Raw genomic sequence first — 18,150 nt, 5'->3', positions numbered from 1 at the left:
CGCCCTCCGGGCCGGGAAGCCCCGGTCAGTGGGCGTCCTCGGACAGGGCCAGGCGCTCGGTGAAGGTCTTCCCGCCGTCGCGGGACTCGTAGACGCCGCCGGCGGTGGCGGCCAGGACGCGCTCGGGGGTGACCGCGGTCAGCGCCTGCGCCTGCCCGCCGGGCACCGTGCCGGTCTCCGTCCAGTTCTCGCCGCCGTCGGTGCTGCGGTGCACCGTGCCCTGGGGGTCGATCCCGTACAGCCCGCCCTTCCCGGCCCAGGACAGGTACGCCAGCACCGGTTCGGCGCCGCCTGCGAAGGTCTCGCCGCCGTCGGTGCTGCGGGCCACGCCGTCGGCGGTGGTGGCCAGCACGGTGCCGGGGTCCTCGGGGCTGACGGCGATGTCCAGGGCGGACAGTTCGGCCCGCTCGTCCCAGTCCTCGCCGTCCTCGCTGACGCGCAGCATCCCGTTCGTGCTGTCGTAGCCGTAGACGGTGCCGCCGACCTGCTCCAGGGCGTGGAAGTCGACCTCGCCGGCCAGGGAGAGGGCCTTCCAGGTCTTCCCCGCGTCGGTGCTCCTGATCAGGCCCCGGTTGGCGGGCTCGTCGCTGCCCTCGGCCGGGTGGCCGCTGCCGAGGAAGGTGTCCGGTCCGGCGACGGCGAAGCCCATGTAGTCGGCGGTGTCGCCCATGCGCTCGGTGGAGCCGTCGCCGTCGACGGCGAGGACGCCGCGGTGGGTGGCGACGTAGAGCTTTCCGTCCCCGGGGTTGATGCCCAGGCCGTGGATGTGGCCGACGCCTGCTCCACCGTCGTGGGAGTGCGCGGCGGAGGAGTCCTGGTGGTCGTCCGTGCCGCCTGCGCAGCCGGCCAGGACGGCCGCCAGCAGGGCCGTCGCGGCGGCCAGGGAGCGGGGACGGGGACGGGAGCGGAAGCGGACGGGCATCGGGGGATCCTGTGGTCGGTGGGTGCGGTGCCACCCGCCAATCTACGCCGACTGCCGCGGGGTCCGGCGGGGAGGGCGCCGGTCCGCCCGTACGCGGGGCCGCCCCGGCCGCGGGGGCCGGGGCGGCGAGGGCGGCGCTCCTCGGTCTCAGAGGGTCGCCAGCAGTTCGTTGCAGGCCTGCTCGCAGCGGCGGCAGGCCTCGGCGCAGATACGGCAGTGCTCGTGCATGTCGGCGTGGCGCTCGCACTCGTCCGCGCAGGACTTGCACACCATGGCGCAGGCCTGGAGCTGGGTCCGGGTGATGTTGGCGTCGTAGCCGGTGTGCCGGGACAGGATCTTGCCGGTGGCCTCGCAGATGTCCGCGCAGTCCAGGTTGGTGCGGATGCACTTGCGCAGCTCGGCGACCATGTCCTCGGACAGGCAGGCGTCCGCGCACGCCGTACAGGCCTGCGAGCAGTCGAAGCACTCGGCGATGCAGCGTTCCATGGCCTCGCGGTTCACACCGCCGAGGTCGGCCGGATAGGTGCGCAGCATCTCGCTGACCATCGTCGTCATGGTTGTTCCCTTTCGCGCGGTTCCGTTTCATGCCTGCGGGCCCTCCGGCGCGGAGCGGCCGGAGGGCCCGCGGTGCCGTGCGGACGGGTAACACCCCGAAGCGGTTCGTAAACCGGGGACCGGTATCCGTGTCGTGCGGATCCCGGTCCCCGGAGCCGGCCCTACTTCCGGCCGAGCAGCTTCTCCATCGTGTCGATCTCCGCGTTCTGGGCGGTGATGATGTCGTCGGCCATGGCCTTCGCCGGGCCGTAGGAGCCGTTCTCCTTCTGGTCCTCGGCCATGGTCACCGCACCCTTGTGGTGCTCGATCATCATCTCCAGGAAGGCGGTGTCGAAGGCCTTGCCGGAGGACTTCTCCAGCTCCGACATCTCCTCGGGGGTCATCATTCCGCTCATCCCGTGGGAGCCGTGGCCGGAGTGGTCCGTCCCGTCCATGCCCTCCGTCTCCGGGGGCACCTGCTCGCCCCAGGACTCCAGCCATCCGGACATGGTCTCGATCTCCGGGTCCTGGGCCTTCCTGATCTCCGCCGCCAGGTCCTTGACCTCCTGCGAGGCGGCCCGGGTCCCGGCCATGTCGGCCATCACCACCGCCTGCCGGTGGTGGGGGATCATCCCCTGGGCGAAGGAGACGTCGGCGGCGTTGTGGGAGCCGGCCGAGGCCGGGGCGGAGGCGTCCGCGGTGGGCTTGCCGCCGTGGCCGCCGTGGCCCGCGGGAGAGGATTCCTGGGAACCGCAGGCGGTCAGGACGGCTGCGGCGGCCGCGGCGGTCACCGCGAGGGCGGCGCGGCGCAGGACGAAGCGGTGTGCGGTCATGGTGATACGAACTCCTGCTGTGGAAGGGAAACCCCGCAGACGGGGGTGAAGGGCGCGTGGCGCGCGGTACCGCACCCGGGGCGGGGCGGGGCCGCGCGGAGGCGCGCCTATATGCGCAGGAGTTGCAGTTCGCTCAGTGACGGAGGAGCGCGGTCGGCCGGGGCCGCCGAGGGCGCCGGCCCCGCTGCGGCCGCATCCGCGGCCGGGGCGGCGGATGCGAGGAGCGTGGGCAGGACGGGCGGGCCGGAGGTGCCCACGGCCGCGCAGGTGGCGTCGGCGTGGTTCGGGTGCCCGTTCGTCCCGTGGTCCGGGTGCGCGCAGGCATCGGCCGCGGCGCCGCCGGGGGAGCCGTGCGCGGTGGTGTCCGCGTCCGCGGGCATCGCGTGACCGGCCGCGAGGGCGGCGCGGGGAGCGTCCGGCGGGGCGGCCGCACCGACCGGGCCAAGGCCGTGCATGGCGACCACTCCGGTCAGCACCGCCAGAACCAGCAGCACCATGCGGATCCGGGCCCGGTGGGGGCGGATCGGTGGGTGCGGTCGCCGGTTCACACGGGCATTCTACGGCCGCGCCGCGAGGGGAGCCGTGAGCGGGGTGTACGCGGACGGTGACCGGGGTGGTTTCGCGAACGTACGACCTGGTACGACTGATTCGACATGTGTCAACATAAGGGCATGCCGAACACGAAGGCGTCGCCGGTTCCGAAGGTGGAGCCGTGCTGCCCGCCGCTGACCGAGCGCCCGCTGACGGCCGAGGAGGCCGAGCGGACCGCCGCGATGTTCAAGGCGCTGGGCGATCCGGTGCGGCTGCGGCTGTTCTCCCTGGTGGCCTCGCACGACGGCGGCGAGGCCTGCGTGTGCGACATCTCCGACGTCGGCGTCTCCCAGCCCACCGTCTCCCACCACCTGAAGAAGCTCCGTGAGGCCGGACTGCTCACCTCCGAACGCCGCGGCACCTGGGTGTACTACCGCGTCGATCCGTCGGTGCTCGCCGCCTTGGGACGGTCCCTCGTCTCCGCGGGGATCTGATCTCCGCCCGCCCGGGGCGGCCGGGCGTCACAGGGCGAGGTCGCGGTCGGCGGGGACCTCTTCGACCGTGCGTCGGCCGACGCACGGCGAGCACGGGGCCGGTGGCACGGTAGTAGTGCGGGGCGGTGATGCCGAAGCACAGTGCCCAGCCGCGCCAGTGCGCCCGGGTCGCGTCGTCCACCCCGGCCGCCTCGCGGAGCAGGTCGTGCGCACCGGCGGTCAGCAGTGCCCGGGCGGGCATGGTGCCGCACGCCGGATCGCCGACGCCCACCCCGCCGAAGTCGATGACGGCGCTGGGCCGGTCCCGCCGGGCCGGCAGGTTCCCCGGCAGGAGATCGCCGTGTACCCGGACAGGACCGCCCTCCCACCGCGGAAGACGCAAGGCCGCCTCCCACGCGGCGGTCGCGAGCTCCCCGTCCACCGTGCCGTCCGCCCCAGGCCGCGGACGCCCGCGCGTACGCCGCCGTCGCGGACGGCCACCGGACCGCCGCGCAAGGACGGCGGGCCGCCGCCGGCGCCGACCGAGCGCAGGGCCGCGGTGAAGCGGACCGGCTCCACAGCCGCCTCGCGCGGATCGGCCACGGGTGCGTCGAAGACGTTCTCGCCGTCGAGCCGGCGGAACACCGGCCACGGCAGGGGGTAGTCCTCGCCGGGGATCCCCCTGGCCGGCGGCACCGGTACGGCGAGCGGGAGTCCGGGAGCCGGCAGCGGCAGCCACCGCTGCTCCCTGTCGGCCTGGCGGGCGCCCCGGGCGAGGCGCGGCGGGCGTACGGCCATGCCGTCGCCCAGCCGGTACATCGCGTTGTCGGTGCCGGTGGAGCGGACCTCGGTGGCGGGCGGGTCCGGCGCGTCCGGCCGGCGTGGCACGGTGTCAGCGGGGCCTGATGTTGTGGTTGAGCCGGAAGACGTTGTCCGGGTCGTACTCGGCCTTGACCGCGGCCAGCCGCCGGTGGTTGTCCGGCCCGAACCCGGCGACGACGCGGTCCTCGCCCTCGTGCCCGATGAAGTTGAGGTAGACCGTGCCGGCCGACCAGGGCCTGACGTCGGCACGCACGTCGTGGGCCCACCGCCTGACGCGGTCGTCGTCGGCCGGGTCCTCCCACAGCCCGAAGGGGTGGACCACCCACGGCGCCCGCCGCCAGGGGATCGGGTGGTCCCCGGGGCCCCGAGCGACCGCGCCGCCCTGGGGGAAGAGCACGTGCTGGGAGGGGGAGGGCACGAGCAGGTCGTCGGCGCGGGCGCAGAAGGCGTCCACCGCCGGGTCCGGGAAGGAGGCCAGGTACTCGGCCGACCAGTAGTTCCGGTAACCGGGCGGGTCGTCGAGCATGCACTGCAGGTCGGCGTAGGACAGCTCGGTGATCATCTCGGCGTCGTGGTCCATGTCGAGCACGGGCTCGGCGACGTCGCGCATCTCCTGCATCCCGCCCGCGTAGGTGACCAGCACCGCGCAGGCGAGCTTCCCGGCCATGTCCGCGGGAACGAACTCCTCGGGCGGCGCGGTCAGGTAGATGAGCCCCCCGCCGACCTCGTCCGGGGCGGACTCCAAGAAGCCGCGGTAGGTCCGCGCCACCTCCGGGCCGGCCTCGGGCCGCCACATCAGCAGGGCCGCGGTCACCGCCGGGAGCGGGTGCAGCCGCAGGGTGAAGGAGGTGGCCACGCCGAAGTTGCCGCCACCGCCGTGCAGCGCCCAGAACAGCTCCGGATTCTCCTCGCCGCTCGCGCGCACGGTGCGGCCGTCCGCGGTGACCAGCTCGACGGACAGCAGGTTGTCGCTGGCCAGCCCGAACCTGCGGTCCAGCCAGCCCGTCCCGCCGCCCAGCACGAACCCGCCCACCCCGGTGGTGGAGACCCGGCCACCGGTCGTCGCCAGACCGTACGGCTCGGTGGCCCGGTCCAGATGGCTCATGACGGCGCCGCCGCCGACCCGCGCGGTGCGCCTGCCGGGGTCGACCACGACCGTGTGCATGCGCCGCAGGTCGACGACGACGCCGCCCTCGGTCAGGGCCATGCCCGCGACGCTGTGACCGCCGCCGCGTACCGCGATCTCCAGACCGTTCTCCCGCCCGAAACGGATCGCCTCGGCCACGTCGCGCTCGGTCTCGCACTGGGCGATGACGGCGGGACGCCGGTCGATCATCGAGTTGAAGACCTTGCGGGCCTCGTCGTAGGGCGCGTCGCCGGGAGTGAGGACGCCGCCGGCGAAGCCGGCGCGGAGGTCGGTGAGAGCCGTGTCGCGCATGTCGTGGGTCACCGTGCAGCTCCCTTCCCGGGGCACTGGCAGGCCTCATCCCCACCGTAGCTCCGCGCCGGTCCCTCCGGCGTCCGATCGGCCTCCGGCCACCGGAGGGAGATCGCGTACAAAATCGATCATGGAACGTTCATAAATAAACAACAAGGGAGCGGGAAGTGCACGGGGTGCAAACGCGGACACACTCGCCGGTTCACCGGAGAACCCGAGGTCGGCGCGTGTATCCGGGGTGCGCCGATGACGCCATGTTGACGCTGTGTCGAATTATTAACAACGTGAGAAAAGATGTGTTCTTTTGATGCGTGGATCGTGTGTTCCCTGCTAAGGTCATGCCCGTTCCAGGACGCAGCGGGGGCCTGGAGCGGTGTTTCATCTCTGAAAATGCGGAGGTGGAGGTCGGTGGCCGTCGAGGCGCTCACAGCAGCTCCTGGCATATTCGGTCCGAGCGGTTCGTCGGGGGGCGGTCCGAGGCCCTTTCCTCGCGGCGCCGCGGAGGCCGGCGGGTCCGGTCGGACGCCGGAGGCCGGGGGGCGTCACGAGGCGGCGGGCGGCGGGTCGCGCCGGCGGCCCGCGCGGACCGCTTCGAGCCCTCGCGGCGAGGGCCGGTCGCCCGGCCCGTTACCCGGGACCTCCGGCCTCTGAGGAAGGGTGGCGCGGGGGGTTGACGCATCGGTGACGATGCGTCAGAACTATTGATTCAAGGCCCAGTTGGCCGGTTTGGTTGACCGGTCCGGGCTGTTCGGCGGCCGGGAGGCCGACGGCGGGGGCGGAGCCCCCGGTCCGCCGGCCGGGGGTACCCTTCGCCCCTTTCCCGAAGTCCCGGCCCAAGCCTTCTTCCCGGTCGTTCCGCTCGGCTGCGGGCCGTCCGCGTCCGCCGGCCAGAGGCGGGTCCCGGGCTCCCGCCAAGGCGGTCCGAGCGGCCGGGTGTGCCTCGTCGCAACATTCTCGTTCCCGTTTTTAACTGAGTCGTTAATCAATTTTTCTACGCGGGTAACCCTTGCCTTCTCCGGCTCCGGAATGGGCCGGTGATCAATCCGTCCTGCCTCGGGGCGGAATTCGGGCATACGGTGTCGGCCGCCTGAATCGGGCTGCCCTGCACCGAAATGAATTAAGGGATGAAGCCGTCGGCTCGTGCCGGGCGGTCCGAAACAGCCTGCCCGCTCGCAGCCCGCCCGTGTGGAGATGTGAGCGCAATGCGAGGAGAACGCTGTGTTCACCCTGTCCGTCGAATGCCGGGCAACCGTGTCCGGCCCCTTGGATCCCGTGAGGAGACACCGATGAAACCGCAGGTCGCCGTCATAGGAGGCGGGGCGGCGGGCATATCGGCAGCCTGTGGGCTGTGCGAGGACGCCCGGGTGACGCTGTTCGAGTCCGAGCCGCGGCTGGGCGGGCACGCCAACACGGTCGAGGTGGAGGACGCCGGCCGCACCTTCGGGCTGGACACCGCCTTCATCGTCTACAACGAGCCGCACTACCCGAAGATCACCCGCTTCTTCGCCGACCTGGGCGTGGCCACCCAGAGCCACCCGGGGAAGTTCTGCTTCTTCGACCTGGACGCCGGGAGCGCCTACGTCTCCGACGACTTCGAGCAGCCCGAGGAGGAGGTGCGGGCGCGGTACCCGGACGAGTTCGTCCGCCTGTGGCAGGAGGCCCGGCGCTTCCTCGACGAGTCCCCCCGGCACTTCATCCGCAAGCAGGCCGACATCCCGCTGGGGGAGTACCTCGACCGCAACGGCTACTCGGAGGAGTTCCGGTACGGCTTCATCGTGCTCATCTCCACCGCGGCCTGGTCGGTGCCCGCCGACCGCATCTGGGACATGCCCGCCTCCACGGTCATCGCCTTCTTCTTCGCCCACGGCGCCGAGGGCCTGGGCGGCCGGACGGCTCCCTGGCGGACGGTGACAGGCGGCAGCGTCTCCTACGTCCGCGCCGCGGCCGCCCGGCTGCGCGCGGCCCGCGCCCGGATACGGCCGGCCACCCCCGTGGTGGGCGTGCGGCAGGAGCCGGACGGCGTCGTGGTGCGGACCGCAGCCGGAGCCGAGCGCTTCGACTACGCGGTCCTGGCCACCCACGCGGACGACTCCATGAGGATGCTGGAGAACCCCACCCCGCGGCAGCGGATGCTGGAGGCGTTCGCCTACCACCCCACCCGCGCCACCCTGCACACCGACGCGTCGGTGATGCCGGAGGACCGGACCGCCTGGCGGAGCTGGAACTACGGCCGGAGGAACCAGGACGGCCGGCAGGTCTCCTGGGTGAACTACTACCTCAACGACCTCCAGTGCCTGGAGGGCACCAGGGACTACTTCCTCACCCTGGACTCCGGGGTGGACATCCGCGACGAGCACGTCATCGAGGAGATCTCCTACCGGCACCCGGTCTTCACCATGGAGGCCCGCAGGCTCCAGAGCGAGATCTACTTCCTCAACGACCCCGCCGGACGCCTGATGTTCGCCGGCTCCTACTTCCACTCGCGCAAACTCGGCCCGGACGTCATCGGCCTGCACGAGTCCGCGTTCGACTCCGGCCTCGCGGCGGCCGAGGCGATCCGTGAAGCGCTGCACAGGTCCCGCGACGCGGCCGCCTGACCCCGTGCCGGCACAGCACGCGTACCGCCGGGTCTCCGCCCGCCCGGCCGCCGCGTGGCTGGTGGCGGAACTGACCCAGATGCTCGGAATCCAGGCCGCCGACGCCGCGGCCTCGTCCCGGCCCCCGAGGCCGACCAGAAGGAGAGAACCCGTGTCCGACACCCCGTCCGCCGAGACCGCCAAGGCCACCGCGGAACCGCTCACCCCCGAGGCCGTCCAGGAGTGGTTGCTGGAGAAGGTCGCCCACAAGCTGGGCGTCGCGCCCGCCGAGGTCGACCCCGAGCAGTACTTCGACGAGTTCGACCTGGACTCCACCGAGGCGCTGGTGCTCTCCGGGGAACTGGAGGACTGGCTGGGGTTCGAGCTGGAGACCACCGCGCTGTGGTACCACCCGACCATCGCGCAGCTGTCCCGCTACATCGCCGAGAAGCAGGCCGAGCATGCGGCCTGAACGCCCCCGGCCCGAACTCGTCCGGACGTTCCGGAGCGGCTCCGCACCGGAGCGCGCCCGGGTCCTGGTGATCCACCCCGGCGCCCTGCCCACCGCCGACTACGCGGGTCTGGCCGACGCGCTCCCGCCCGGCACCGGGCTGCACGTGGTGGACCTCGAGCAGATCCCCGAGTACTTCCGGGCCGCGCTGGACAGCGGACGCGTCACCACCTCGATCGACCGGCTCGCCGCCCGGGCCGCCGGGGAACTGCGCGCCCGAGGGCTGCTGTCGGAGCGCTGGGTCCTGCTCGGCTGGTCCTTCGGCGGGGTGGTCGGGCACGCGCTCACCGGCCTGCTCGAGGAGGACGAACGGCCCCGCCGGCTGGTGCTGCTGGACAGCATCGCGCCGGTGCCCGGCTACGTGCAGCCCGAGGACGCCATCGGGCACGGGCTGGCCCTGCCCTGGTTCTGCATGTACCTGGCCGCCAAACGCGGCGGCGATCCGGGCGCCCTGCCCACCGCTTTCCCGGACGACCCGGGCGACCGGCCGGACGCGGCGCTGGAGCAGGTGCTGCGGGCCGGGCTGGACAGCGGCATCCTGCGGCCCGGCACCACCCTCCCGGGCCTGCGCAAGGTCTACGACACCTACCTCGACGGCCTCCGGCGCAACAACCGGCTGGCCGCCGCACACCGGCCGCGCCCCGTCGGCCTGCCCCTGGTCCTGCTGCGCCCCGAGCGCGGTCTCCTCGCCACCCCCGAACCGCTCGGCTGGTCCGGGCTCGGCGCGGACCTCGGCACCGGGCTCACCCCCGGGGACCACTACTCGATGCTGCGCGACCCGGAGGCCCTGCGGCGCATCGCCGCCGCGGCCGTCCCCGAGACGGCCCCCGCCCCGGGATGACGGGCGCCCCGCCGCTGCCCGCCACACAGGAGCTCTCCCCGACACAGGTTGGAGTCCCCATGGTTCAGCAACCTTCCGCCAGGAAACTTTCCGACACCCCGATAGCCATCGTCGGTCTGGGCGCCCTCTACCCGCGCTCCGGCGACCTGAACGAGTTCTGGAAGAACCTCGCCGAGGGCAACGACTGCATCGAGGAGGTCCCGGAGACCCACTGGAAGATCTCCGACTACTACGACCCCGACCCGTCCAAGCCGGACAAGACCTACGCCAAGCGCGGCGGCTTCATCCCCACCGTCCCGTTCTCCCCCATGGAGTTCGGCCTGCCGCCCAACACCCTGGAGGTCACCGACGTCCTCCAGCTGCTCAGCCTGGTGGTGGCCAAGCAGACCCTCAAGGACGCCGGGGCGCCCGGCTCCGGCTGGTACGACGCCTCCCGCACCGGCTGCATCCTGGGCATCACCGGGGCCAACTCCCTCACCCAGCCCCTGGCCACCCGCCTGCAGACACCGGTGCTCAAGGAGGTGGTGCGCAGCTGCGGCCTGACCGAGCGGGACGCCGAGGAGATCGCCGACAAGTTCACCAAGGCCTTCGCCCCCTGGGAGGAGAACTCCTTCCCCGGGATGCTCGGCAACGTCGTCGCCGGGCGCATCGCCAACCGCTTCGACCTCGGCGGCACCAACTGCACCGTGGACGCGGCCTGCGCCAGTTCGCTGGCCGCCGTGCGGATGGCCGTCTCCGAGCTGGTGTCCGGCCGCGCCGACCTGATGCTCACCGGCGGCTGCGACGCGGAGAACACGATCTTGATGTACATGTGCTTCTCCAAGACCCCGGCCTTCTCCCGCTCGGGCCGCATCCGGCCGTTCGACGAGGAGAGCGACGGCACCCTGATCGGCGAGGGGCTGGGAATGCTGGCCCTCAAGCGCCTGGCCGACGCCGAGCGCGACGGCGACCGCGTCTACGCCGTGCTGCGCGGCATCGGCACCTCCAGCGACGGTCGTTTCAAGTCCATCTACGCCCCTCGCGTGGAGGGCCAGGTCACCGCGCTGCGCCGGGCCTACGAGGACGCGGGCTTCGGACCCGAGCAGGTCGGCCTGGTCGAGTGCCACGGCACCGGCACCAGCGTCGGCGACCTCACCGAACTCTCCGCGCTGCGCGAGGTGTACGCCTCGGCGACCGAGGAGCGGCAGTTCGCGGCGGTGGGCAGCGTCAAGTCGCAGATCGGGCACACCAAGGCGGCCGCCGGCGCGGCCGGGCTGATCAAGCTCTCGCTGGCGCTGCACCAGAAGGTGCTCCCGCCCACCATCAACGTCGAACGGCCCCGCGAGGCGGTCGACTTCCCCAACTCCCCCTTCTACGTCAACACCCTCGCCCAGCCCTGGATCGCCGACCCGGCGCGCGAGCGCCGCCGCGCCGCGGTCTCCTCCTTCGGGTTCGGAGGCACCAACTTCCACTGCGTGCTGGAGGAGCACGACCCGGAGGGCGAGGGACTCGCCGTCCTCGCCCCCGCCGCCCGCGTCCACCTCTGGCACGCCGAGGAGCCGGCGGCGCTGCTGGAGCTGCTGGAGTCGGACGCCGCACCCGCCGACGGCACCGAACCGGTTCCGGCCGGTCACGCCCGGCTGGCGCTGGTGGCCACGGGAGCCGAGGAGGCGGCCGAACTGCGCGCCGCGGCCGCCAGGGAGCTGCGCGCCCGGCCGGAAACCGAGGAGTTCGTCCTGCCGCGCGGCGCCTACTACCGGCGCACCGCGCTCCTGGGCGGGCAGGGGGGACGGGCCGGCGCCGGCCCGGTGAAGGCGGCCGCGCTCTTCGCCGGGCAGGGCAGCCAGTACCTGCGCATGGGGGCGCGCGCCGCCATGGCCGTGCCCCCGGTGCGCGCGGCGTACGACGCGGCCGCCGCCGAGTTCGCCGGCGACGAGCCGCTGGGCCGCACCGTCTTCCCGCCGCCGGCCTTCGACGACGAAACCCGCGCGGCACAGGAGGCCGCGCTGCGCCGTACCGACTACGCCCAGCCCGCCATCGGCGCGCTCTCGGCCGGCCAGTACCGCTACCTGAACGAACTGGGCTTCACCCCCGACGGAGCGCTCGGTCACAGCTTCGGCGAGCTGACCGCGCTCTGGGCGGCAGGCAGCCTCACCGACCAGGACCTCCACCGCCTGGCCCGGGCCCGCGGCCGTGCGATGGCGCTGCGGCCCGAGGGAGCGGAGGACCCCGGGACCATGGCCGCCGTCTCCGCGGACCTGGAGACGGTCGAGAAGATCGCGGCCCGCCACGAGGACGTCGAGGTGTGCAACGTCAACGCCCCCGACCAGGTGGTCGTGGGCGGCGGTACGGAGGCGGTGCGCGCCTTCGCCGAGGACTGCGGCAGTGAGGGGCTGACCGCCCGCGAACTGCCCGTCGCCGCCGCCTTCCACACCCGCTACGTCGCCCACGCGGTGGGTGCCTTCAAGGAAGCGGTGGAGGCCACCCGGGTGCGCCCGCCGGCGTTCCCGGTGTACGCCGACGCCCCCGGCGCCTCCTACGGGCGGCGCATCGCGGGCAACCGCGAGGTGCTGGTCGGCCAGCTCACCGCCCCGGTCCACTTCGCCCCGCGGGTCACCGAGATGTACCAGGACGGCTTCCGGGTCTTCGTCGAGTTCGGCCCCAAGTCGGTCCTCTCCGGCCTGGTGCGCCGCACCCTCGCCGACCGCGAGGACGTCGTCGTCCTCAGCGCGGACCCCGGCCCCAAGGGGGACGGCGACCGCGCGCTCAAGCAACTCGCCGCACGGCTCCTCGTGCTCGGCGCACCCCTGACCGACTGCAACCGCTACACCGCTGACATCGAGCCGGCCCGTCCGGCAGAGGGGATGACGATTCCGTTGAACGGTGTGAACCACGTTTCCGAGCAGCGCAGGCAGGCCTACCAGGAGGCCCTGGAGAACGGCTACCGCGTCGAAGGCGCCGCGGGCGCCCCGGCCACCGGCACCGAGCCCGCCGCGCCGCGGCGGGAGCCGGCCGCCGCGGCGGCCCCGGCGGCGTCCGCCCCGCAGGGCGGCACACCCCGCGCCGCCGGCCTTCCGGGCACCGGCGCGGTCGCCTGGGAGCACCTGTCCATGCACCGCGAGTACCTCGGCAGCCAGCTGCGGGTGGCCGAGCGGTTGACCAACCTGCTGGACGGCTCCCTCGACGACAGGGTCCTCACCGGCATCACCGCCATCAGCCAGCAGGGCGTGGCGATCGGGCAGAGCCATGCCCAGGCCAGCGAGGTGCTGCGCAGCTTCGCGCTGCTGGAGAGCGGTATCGCGCCCGTCCCCGCCGACTCCCACGCCTACGCCCCGGCGCAGAACTGGCTCCCGGCGCAGGAGTGGGCCCCGGCCCTGCCGCCGGCTCCCGCCGAGCCCGCGGAGATGGAGCCCCGGTACGCTCCCGCGCACGCCCCGGCCCCCGCCATGCAGGCTCCCGCTCCTGCCGCGCCTGCTCCGGCTCCCGTCGCACAGGCTCCGGCCCCCGTCGCGCAGGCTCCCGCTCAGGCCCCCGCCGCGCAGGCTCCCGCTCCGGCCCCTGCCGCCCAGGCCCCGGCACCCGCCGCCGTCACCGAGGAGGACGTCCGCAAGGCGCTGCTGGAGAGCGTCGCCGAGAAGACCGGCTACCCGGTGGACATGCTGGAGACCTCCATGGACGTCGAGGCCGACCTGGGCATCGACTCCATCAAGCGTGTCGAGATCATGGGCTCGCTGCGCGACCGCTTCCCCGGTTCCGCCTCCGCCGACCCCGAGAAGCTCGCCGAACTGCGCACCCTGGACGACATCATCGCCTTCGTCTCCGGCGCCGCCGGCGCCGGAACCGTCGCCGAGGAGGCGATGTCCGCCCCAAAAGCCTGAGCCCGGGCCTGGGACGGCGGCACGCCCGGCTGCGCACCCTGCCCGCCCCCGACCTCCTGCCGGACGCCTACCGGGACGCCCCGTGCGCGCTCCTGGCCGGTGACACCGGCAGCGGCCCCCTGGCCGCCCTCGCGGACGCGCTGCGCGCCCGCGGCTGGACGGTCCGCACCGGCACCCGTCCCCCCGGGGACGGCGACCGGCTGGACCTGGTGGTCGCCGAGGTCGAGGCCGACGGGCAGGAGGCCGCGGCCACCGCGCTGCGGGACACCCTGCTGCTGGCCGGCTCCGTCCAGCCCCTGCTGGAGCGGAGCGCGGCCGACGGCGGCCGGGCGGCGTTCCTCACCGTCACCAGGCTCGACGGGCGGATGGGCATGACCGGCGCCGCCGGGGTGGAACGGGCCGTCCTGGGCGGCGTCCCGGGCCTGGTGAAGACCCTCGCCATCGAGGCCCCGTCGCTGCTGTGCCGCGCGGTCGACCTGGACCCGGACCTGCCCGCCGACCGGTGCGCGGAGCTGCTCCTGGCCGAGGCGCACGACGCCTGCGCCGGAACCGTCCAGGTGGGACTCGCCGCAGACGGCGCCCGCCGTACCCTGGACCTGGCCGAGACACCCGGCGACCTGCCCGGCGAGCCCGGCGCCCCCGAGCCCGGTCCGCAGGACCTGCTGGTGGTCACCGGCGGGGCGCGCGGAGTCACCGCGGCCTGCGCCGTCGGCCTGGCCCGCGCCCACCGCCCCGGGCTGCTGCTGCTCGGCCGCACCGAACTGGCCGACGAGCCCGGCTGGGCCGAAGGGGTGCCGGAGAGCGGGCTGCGGGCCGCCGCGGCCGCGGAGCTGAAGCGGGCCGGGCACAAGCCCACTCCCCGCGAGGTCGGCCGCATCGCCCGCGACCTGGCCGGGCAGCGGGAGATCCGCCGCACCCTGGCGGAGCTGGAGGAGGCCGGGGCACGGGCGGAGTACGCCGCGGTGGACATCACCGACCCCGAGGCCGTGGCACGGGTCCTGGCCCCCTACGCCGACCGCGTCACCGGAGTGGTGCACGGGGCCGGGGTGCTCGCCGACGCCCTGATCACCGCCAAACGCGGCGAGGACGTGGACCGGGTGCTGCACACCAAGCTGGCGGGGCTGCGCCACGTACTGCAGGCGCTGCCCGCCGGGAGGCTGCGTCACCTGCTGCTGTTCTCCTCGGTCGCCGGGTTCTTCGGCAACCGCGGCCAGTCCGACTACGCCATGGCCAACGAGGCGCTCAACCAGCTCGCCTGCGCGCTGCGCCGGGAGACGCCCCGGGCCCGGATCACCTCCGTCAACTGGGGTGCCTGGGCCGGCGGCATGGTCACCCCGGAGCTGGAGCGGATGTTCGCCGAACGCGGTGTGCCGCTGATCCCCCTGGAGGAGGGGGTCCGGTACTTCACCGAGCAGTTCGGTGCCGGGCACAGCGGCGACACGGTGTGCGTGGTGGGTCCGGTGACCCCGCTGTCCGCGCCGGAGCCCGCCGGCTTCCCGGCCGGGGGAGTGGAACTCCACCGCTCCCTGGCGCCCCTGGCCGGTGATCCGGTGCTCGCCGACCACGCCATCGGCGGCCACCCGGTGCTGCCCGCCACGGCGGCGCTGGGAGCGGTCCTCAACGCCGTCCACCAGGTGCTGCCCGGCACCCCTGTGGGCCGGGTGACCGGCTTCGCGGTGCACAAGGGCCTGGTCCTGGACGACGACCTGCCGGCGGGGCTGCGGCTGGCGGTCCGGCCCGCCTGCACGCAGGGGGCCTGGGACGTGGCGATCCGCGACAGCGAGGGCCGGCCCCGCTACCGGGCGCGGGCCGTGGCCGGCGCCCCGGACCCCGCACCGGCCCTGGCCGGCCTGCCGGCGCCCGGCACCGGGCGCCCGGTCACCGCGTACACCGACGGCACCCTCTTCCACGGTCCCCGGCTGCGCGGCCTGACCGAGGTCCTGGACGACGGGCAGAGGCTGGTGCTGGCTTGCCGGCTGCCCGAGCGGCCGATCGCCGACGGCGCCTGGCAGGCCCCCGGTTACAGCCCGGTGCAGACCGACCTGCTGCTCCAGGCGGTGCTGGTCTGGGCCCGGCTGCACCGCGGCCAGGCGGTGCTGCCCAGCGCGATCGGCGAGGTGCTGCGCCACGCCGAACTGCCCGGCGGGCAGACGTTCCTGGTGGTCGTGGACGGGGTGGCGGAGACCGCGGGCGGCATCCGCTGCACCGTCACCGCGTGCACCCCGCAAGGACGCGTCCTGCTGGAGTGCCGCGGCGTCGAGGCCGTCCACGCCCCCGGCCTCGAGGCGAAGTTCCGTCCCGCGTCCGGATGAGCGCGTGAGCGCACGACCCGGACGGCCGGCGGTGCGGGAGGGCCGAGGCCGCCCTCCCGCACCGCCGGGCCGGCCGCCGGCCGGCTTCCCGCCCGCCCCAGAACCCACCACTGAGCGGAAGACACGGAGAGAAATGTCGCGTTCACCTCACCGGGACGAGCCGGTGGCCATCGTCGGCATGGCCTGCCTGCTCCCGGGCGCACACAGCCCCGAGGAGTTCTGGACCGGGCTGCTCGCCGGGACGGACCACCGCACCGAAGGCGGCCCGGAGGTCTTCGGAACCAGCCCTGACGTGCCAGGAGGCTGGGGCGATCCGGACCACCGCGTCACCGCCGTGCGCGGCGGTTTCGTCACCGAGCCCGCCATCGACCTGGACGGCCTGCGCCTGCCCGCCGACCGCCTGTCGGGCCTGGACCGCGTGGTCCGGTGGTCCCTGCACACCGTGCGCCGGGCGCTCGCCGACGCCGGACTGGACACCCGCCCCGACGCCCTGGCGCGCACCGGCCTGGTCCTGGGCAACTACGCCTTCCCCACCGAGCAGTCGGTGCGGATGTGCGTCCCGCCGGTGCGGCAGGCCGTCACCGAGGGCCTCTCCCGCGCCGGACTGCCGCTGCCCGCGGCCCCGCCCGGCACGGAACCCGAACCCGCCCCCGAGAACCTGTGGCCCTTCGGGGGACCCGCCGTGACCACCGCCGACGCCCTCGGCCTCGGCGGCCCCCGGCTGGCCCTGGACGCGGCCTGCTCCTCCGCCCTCTACGGCGTCTCCCTGGCCCGGGACTACCTCGCCACCGGCCGGGCCGACACCATGGTCGCCGGAGCGGTGTGCGCGCCCGACCCGCTGCTGATCCACCTCTCCTTCTCCGACCTGCGCGCCTACCCCGACAACGGCGTCAGCCAGCCCTTCGACGGCCGCTCCACCGGCATCGTCACCGGCCAGGGCGCCGGGGTCGTCGTCCTCAAACGGCTCCGTGACGCACTGCGCGACGGCGACCGGGTGTACGCGGTGCTGGAGGCCGTGGGCCTGGGCAACGACGGCGCCGGCCGCCACCTGCTGAGCCCCAACGAGTCCGGGCAACTGGCCGCCTACCGCCAGGCGTACGCCGGCATCGACCCGGCCACCGTGGACTACATCGAGTGCCACGCCACCGGCACGCCGCTGGGCGACGCCACCGAGCTGCGCGGGCTGACCGCCTTCTTCGCCGGGAACGGCGGCGTGCCGCCGCTGCTGGGATCGGTCAAGGGCAACGTGGGGCACCTGCTGACCGTGGCGGGCTTCACCAGCCTGCTGAAGGTCGTCCTCGCGCTGCGGCACGACACCGTTCCCGCCACCCCGGGGGTGACCGACCCGCTGCGTCCCAAGGGCGGCGAGGCGGCCGCCGAGCGGATCGTGCGCGAGAACACGCCCTGGCCCCGGGGAGCTGTGCCGCGCCGCGCGGCGGTCTCCGCGTTCGGCTTCGGCGGCACCAACGCCCATCTGGTGCTGGCCGGCCCCGAGGCCGCCGCCGGTCCCCTCCCGGCGCCCGCCCCCGTGTCCGTGACCGCCTCCGCCGGGACGGACGAGCAGGCCCCCGCACCGCGCCCTCTCGCCAGGCTCGCGGTGACCGGCCTGGGCGCCCGCCTCGGCGCGCTGTCCGGCACCGGCGCGCTGCACCGCGCCGCGCGTCCGGGCCGGTCCGCCCTCACCGAGCGCCCGCCGCACCGCTGGTACGGCGCGGACGGGCTCACCCGCGGTCCGCTGTCCGGCACGCCTGCCCAGGACTCCGCCGTGCCGGGCGGCTACCTGGACCGCATCGACGTCCATCCCCGCGTCTACCGCATACCGCCCAACGAACTGGCCCAGGCCAACCCCCAGCACCTGGCCCTGTTCGAGGCCGCCGAGCAGGCCCTCACCGACGCGGGCTACCCCGCCCCGCCGCCCGGCACCAAGGCCGACGAACTGCCCGAGCGGCGGGTCGGCGTGGTTGTCGCGATGGAGATGGAACCGCGCACCCACACCCACCGGGCCCGGTTCGACATCGGCGCCCACGTACGCGCGGAGTGCGAGCGTGCCGGGGTGCGCCTGGGCCGGGAGGAGCTCGACCGCCTGGAGGAGGCGGTGCGCGGCGCCGTGCACGAGCCGATCGGCGCCAACGAGGTGCTCAGCTACATCGGCAACATCATGGCCAGCCGGCTGTCCTCGTCGCGCAACCTGACCGGGCCGTCCTTCACCGTCGCCGCGGACGGGACGGCCGGGGTCCGGGCGCTGGAGGTGGCCGGACTGCTGCTGCTCGACCCGACCGTCGAGGCGGTGCTGGTGGGCGGGGTGGACCTGGCCGCCGGGGCGGAGAACACCCGGGCCCGGGCCCGGATGGCCGCCCGCGACGGCCAGGAGCCGCCGCCGCTCGGCGACGGGGCGGCGGCCGTGGTCGTCACCCGGGCCGGGGAGACCGGCCGCAGGGTGTACGCGACGGTGGACGCCCTGCGCGTGCACAGCGGTGACGGCGGCCGGGGCCACGGCCCC

General features: G+C 74.3%; 12 protein-coding genes and 1 pseudogene. 7 read left to right on the top strand and 6 right to left on the bottom strand.

Annotation, left to right across the window (positions count from 1 at the left end; translation table 11 throughout):
* Positions 1-25 precede the first annotated feature (25 nt).
* The 4 genes from ACLIYP_RS07540 to ACLIYP_RS07525 all read right to left on the bottom strand — a co-directional run bounded on the left by ACLIYP_RS07540 (position 26) and on the right by ACLIYP_RS07525 (position 2,837).
* Entirely contained in the window at positions 26-922 is an 897-nt protein-coding gene (locus ACLIYP_RS07540) for a F510_1955 family glycosylhydrolase (RefSeq protein WP_412712359.1), read from the bottom strand.
* A 147-nt stretch (positions 923-1,069) separates the two neighbouring features.
* Positions 1,070-1,477 carry a four-helix bundle copper-binding protein gene (locus ACLIYP_RS07535; protein ID WP_412712358.1) on the bottom strand — a complete coding sequence of 136 codons (408 nt, stop codon included), beginning with the start codon at positions 1,475-1,477 and terminating at the stop codon, positions 1,070-1,072.
* Between the two features lie 161 nt (positions 1,478-1,638).
* A complete protein-coding gene (locus tag ACLIYP_RS07530; protein ID WP_412712357.1) occupies positions 1,639-2,289 on the bottom strand; it encodes a DUF305 domain-containing protein in 651 nt (216 codons plus the stop codon).
* Between the two features lie 107 nt (positions 2,290-2,396).
* Complete coding sequence (locus ACLIYP_RS07525) at positions 2,397-2,837, bottom strand: DUF6153 family protein (RefSeq protein WP_412712356.1); 441 nt, start codon at positions 2,835-2,837, stop codon at positions 2,397-2,399.
* A 123-nt stretch (positions 2,838-2,960) separates the two neighbouring features.
* On the opposite strand from ACLIYP_RS07525, the gene ACLIYP_RS07520 reads away from it, so the two are divergent.
* On the top strand, positions 2,961-3,314 hold the full coding sequence (locus ACLIYP_RS07520; protein WP_412712355.1) for an ArsR/SmtB family transcription factor: 354 nt from the start codon (positions 2,961-2,963) through the stop codon (positions 3,312-3,314).
* Here ACLIYP_RS07520 and ACLIYP_RS07515 read toward each other — a convergent pair.
* Together ACLIYP_RS07515 and ACLIYP_RS07510 are read right to left on the bottom strand one after the other, a co-directional pair.
* Positions 3,220-4,091 (bottom strand): annotated as a pseudogene (locus ACLIYP_RS07515) (phosphotransferase). The gene ACLIYP_RS07520 and the pseudogene ACLIYP_RS07515 overlap by 95 nt on opposite strands.
* Positions 4,092-4,185: 94 nt before the next feature.
* Positions 4,186-5,553: an FAD-binding oxidoreductase gene (locus ACLIYP_RS07510; protein WP_412712391.1), complete on the bottom strand. Its 1,368-nt coding sequence runs from the start codon at positions 5,551-5,553 to the stop codon at positions 4,186-4,188.
* 1,286 nt (positions 5,554-6,839) lie between these two features.
* Here ACLIYP_RS07510 and ACLIYP_RS07505 point away from each other — a divergent pair.
* From ACLIYP_RS07505 to ACLIYP_RS07480, 6 genes are all read left to right on the top strand, one after another.
* Positions 6,840-8,150, top strand: a complete 1,311-nt coding sequence (locus tag ACLIYP_RS07505) for an NAD(P)/FAD-dependent oxidoreductase (RefSeq protein WP_412712354.1) — start codon at positions 6,840-6,842, stop codon at positions 8,148-8,150.
* A 151-nt stretch (positions 8,151-8,301) separates the two neighbouring features.
* Positions 8,302-8,601, top strand: a complete 300-nt coding sequence (locus ACLIYP_RS07500) for an acyl carrier protein (protein WP_412712353.1) — start codon at positions 8,302-8,304, stop codon at positions 8,599-8,601.
* Positions 8,591-9,481, top strand: a complete 891-nt coding sequence (locus tag ACLIYP_RS07495) for an alpha/beta hydrolase (protein ID WP_412712352.1) — start codon at positions 8,591-8,593, stop codon at positions 9,479-9,481. Before ACLIYP_RS07500 ends, ACLIYP_RS07495 begins: the two co-directional genes overlap by 11 nt.
* Before the next feature lie 59 nt (positions 9,482-9,540).
* On the top strand, positions 9,541-13,338 hold the full coding sequence (locus ACLIYP_RS07490; protein ID WP_412712351.1) for a beta-ketoacyl synthase N-terminal-like domain-containing protein: 3,798 nt from the start codon (positions 9,541-9,543) through the stop codon (positions 13,336-13,338).
* 209 nt (positions 13,339-13,547) lie between these two features.
* Positions 13,548-15,650, top strand: a complete 2,103-nt coding sequence (locus ACLIYP_RS07485; protein WP_412712350.1) for an SDR family NAD(P)-dependent oxidoreductase — start codon at positions 13,548-13,550, stop codon at positions 15,648-15,650.
* A 133-nt stretch (positions 15,651-15,783) separates the two neighbouring features.
* On the top strand, positions 15,784-18,150 hold a 2,367-nt coding region (locus tag ACLIYP_RS07480), incomplete at its 3' end, for a beta-ketoacyl synthase N-terminal-like domain-containing protein (RefSeq protein ID WP_412712349.1).

Origin of the sequence: Streptomyces nanhaiensis (assembly GCF_046614825.1) — a bacterium.
Classification (GTDB): Bacteria; Actinomycetota; Actinomycetes; order Streptomycetales; family Streptomycetaceae; genus Streptomyces; species Streptomyces radiopugnans.
The sequence above is the reverse complement of the archived record's forward strand: the minus strand, read 5'-3'. Positions and strand labels throughout refer to the sequence as shown.

Bases quoted from the DNA above. Each gene is read 5' to 3' on its own strand.
- ACLIYP_RS07540 (WP_412712359.1), bottom strand. From the start codon at position 922: ATGCCCGTCCGCTTCCGCTCCCGTCCCCGTCCCCGCTCCCTGGCCGCC.
- ACLIYP_RS07535 (WP_412712358.1), bottom strand. From the start codon at position 1,477: ATGACGACGATGGTCAGCGAGATGCTGCGCACCTATCCGGCCGACCTC.
- ACLIYP_RS07530 (WP_412712357.1), bottom strand. From the start codon at position 2,289: ATGACCGCACACCGCTTCGTCCTGCGCCGCGCCGCCCTCGCGGTGACC.
- ACLIYP_RS07520 (WP_412712355.1), top strand. From the start codon at position 2,961: ATGCCGAACACGAAGGCGTCGCCGGTTCCGAAGGTGGAGCCGTGCTGC.
- ACLIYP_RS07510 (WP_412712391.1), bottom strand. From the start codon at position 5,553: ATGCGCGACACGGCTCTCACCGACCTCCGCGCCGGCTTCGCCGGCGGC.
- ACLIYP_RS07505 (WP_412712354.1), top strand. From the start codon at position 6,840: ATGAAACCGCAGGTCGCCGTCATAGGAGGCGGGGCGGCGGGCATATCG.
- ACLIYP_RS07495 (WP_412712352.1), top strand. From the start codon at position 8,591: ATGCGGCCTGAACGCCCCCGGCCCGAACTCGTCCGGACGTTCCGGAGC.
- ACLIYP_RS07490 (WP_412712351.1), top strand. From the start codon at position 9,541: ATGGTTCAGCAACCTTCCGCCAGGAAACTTTCCGACACCCCGATAGCC.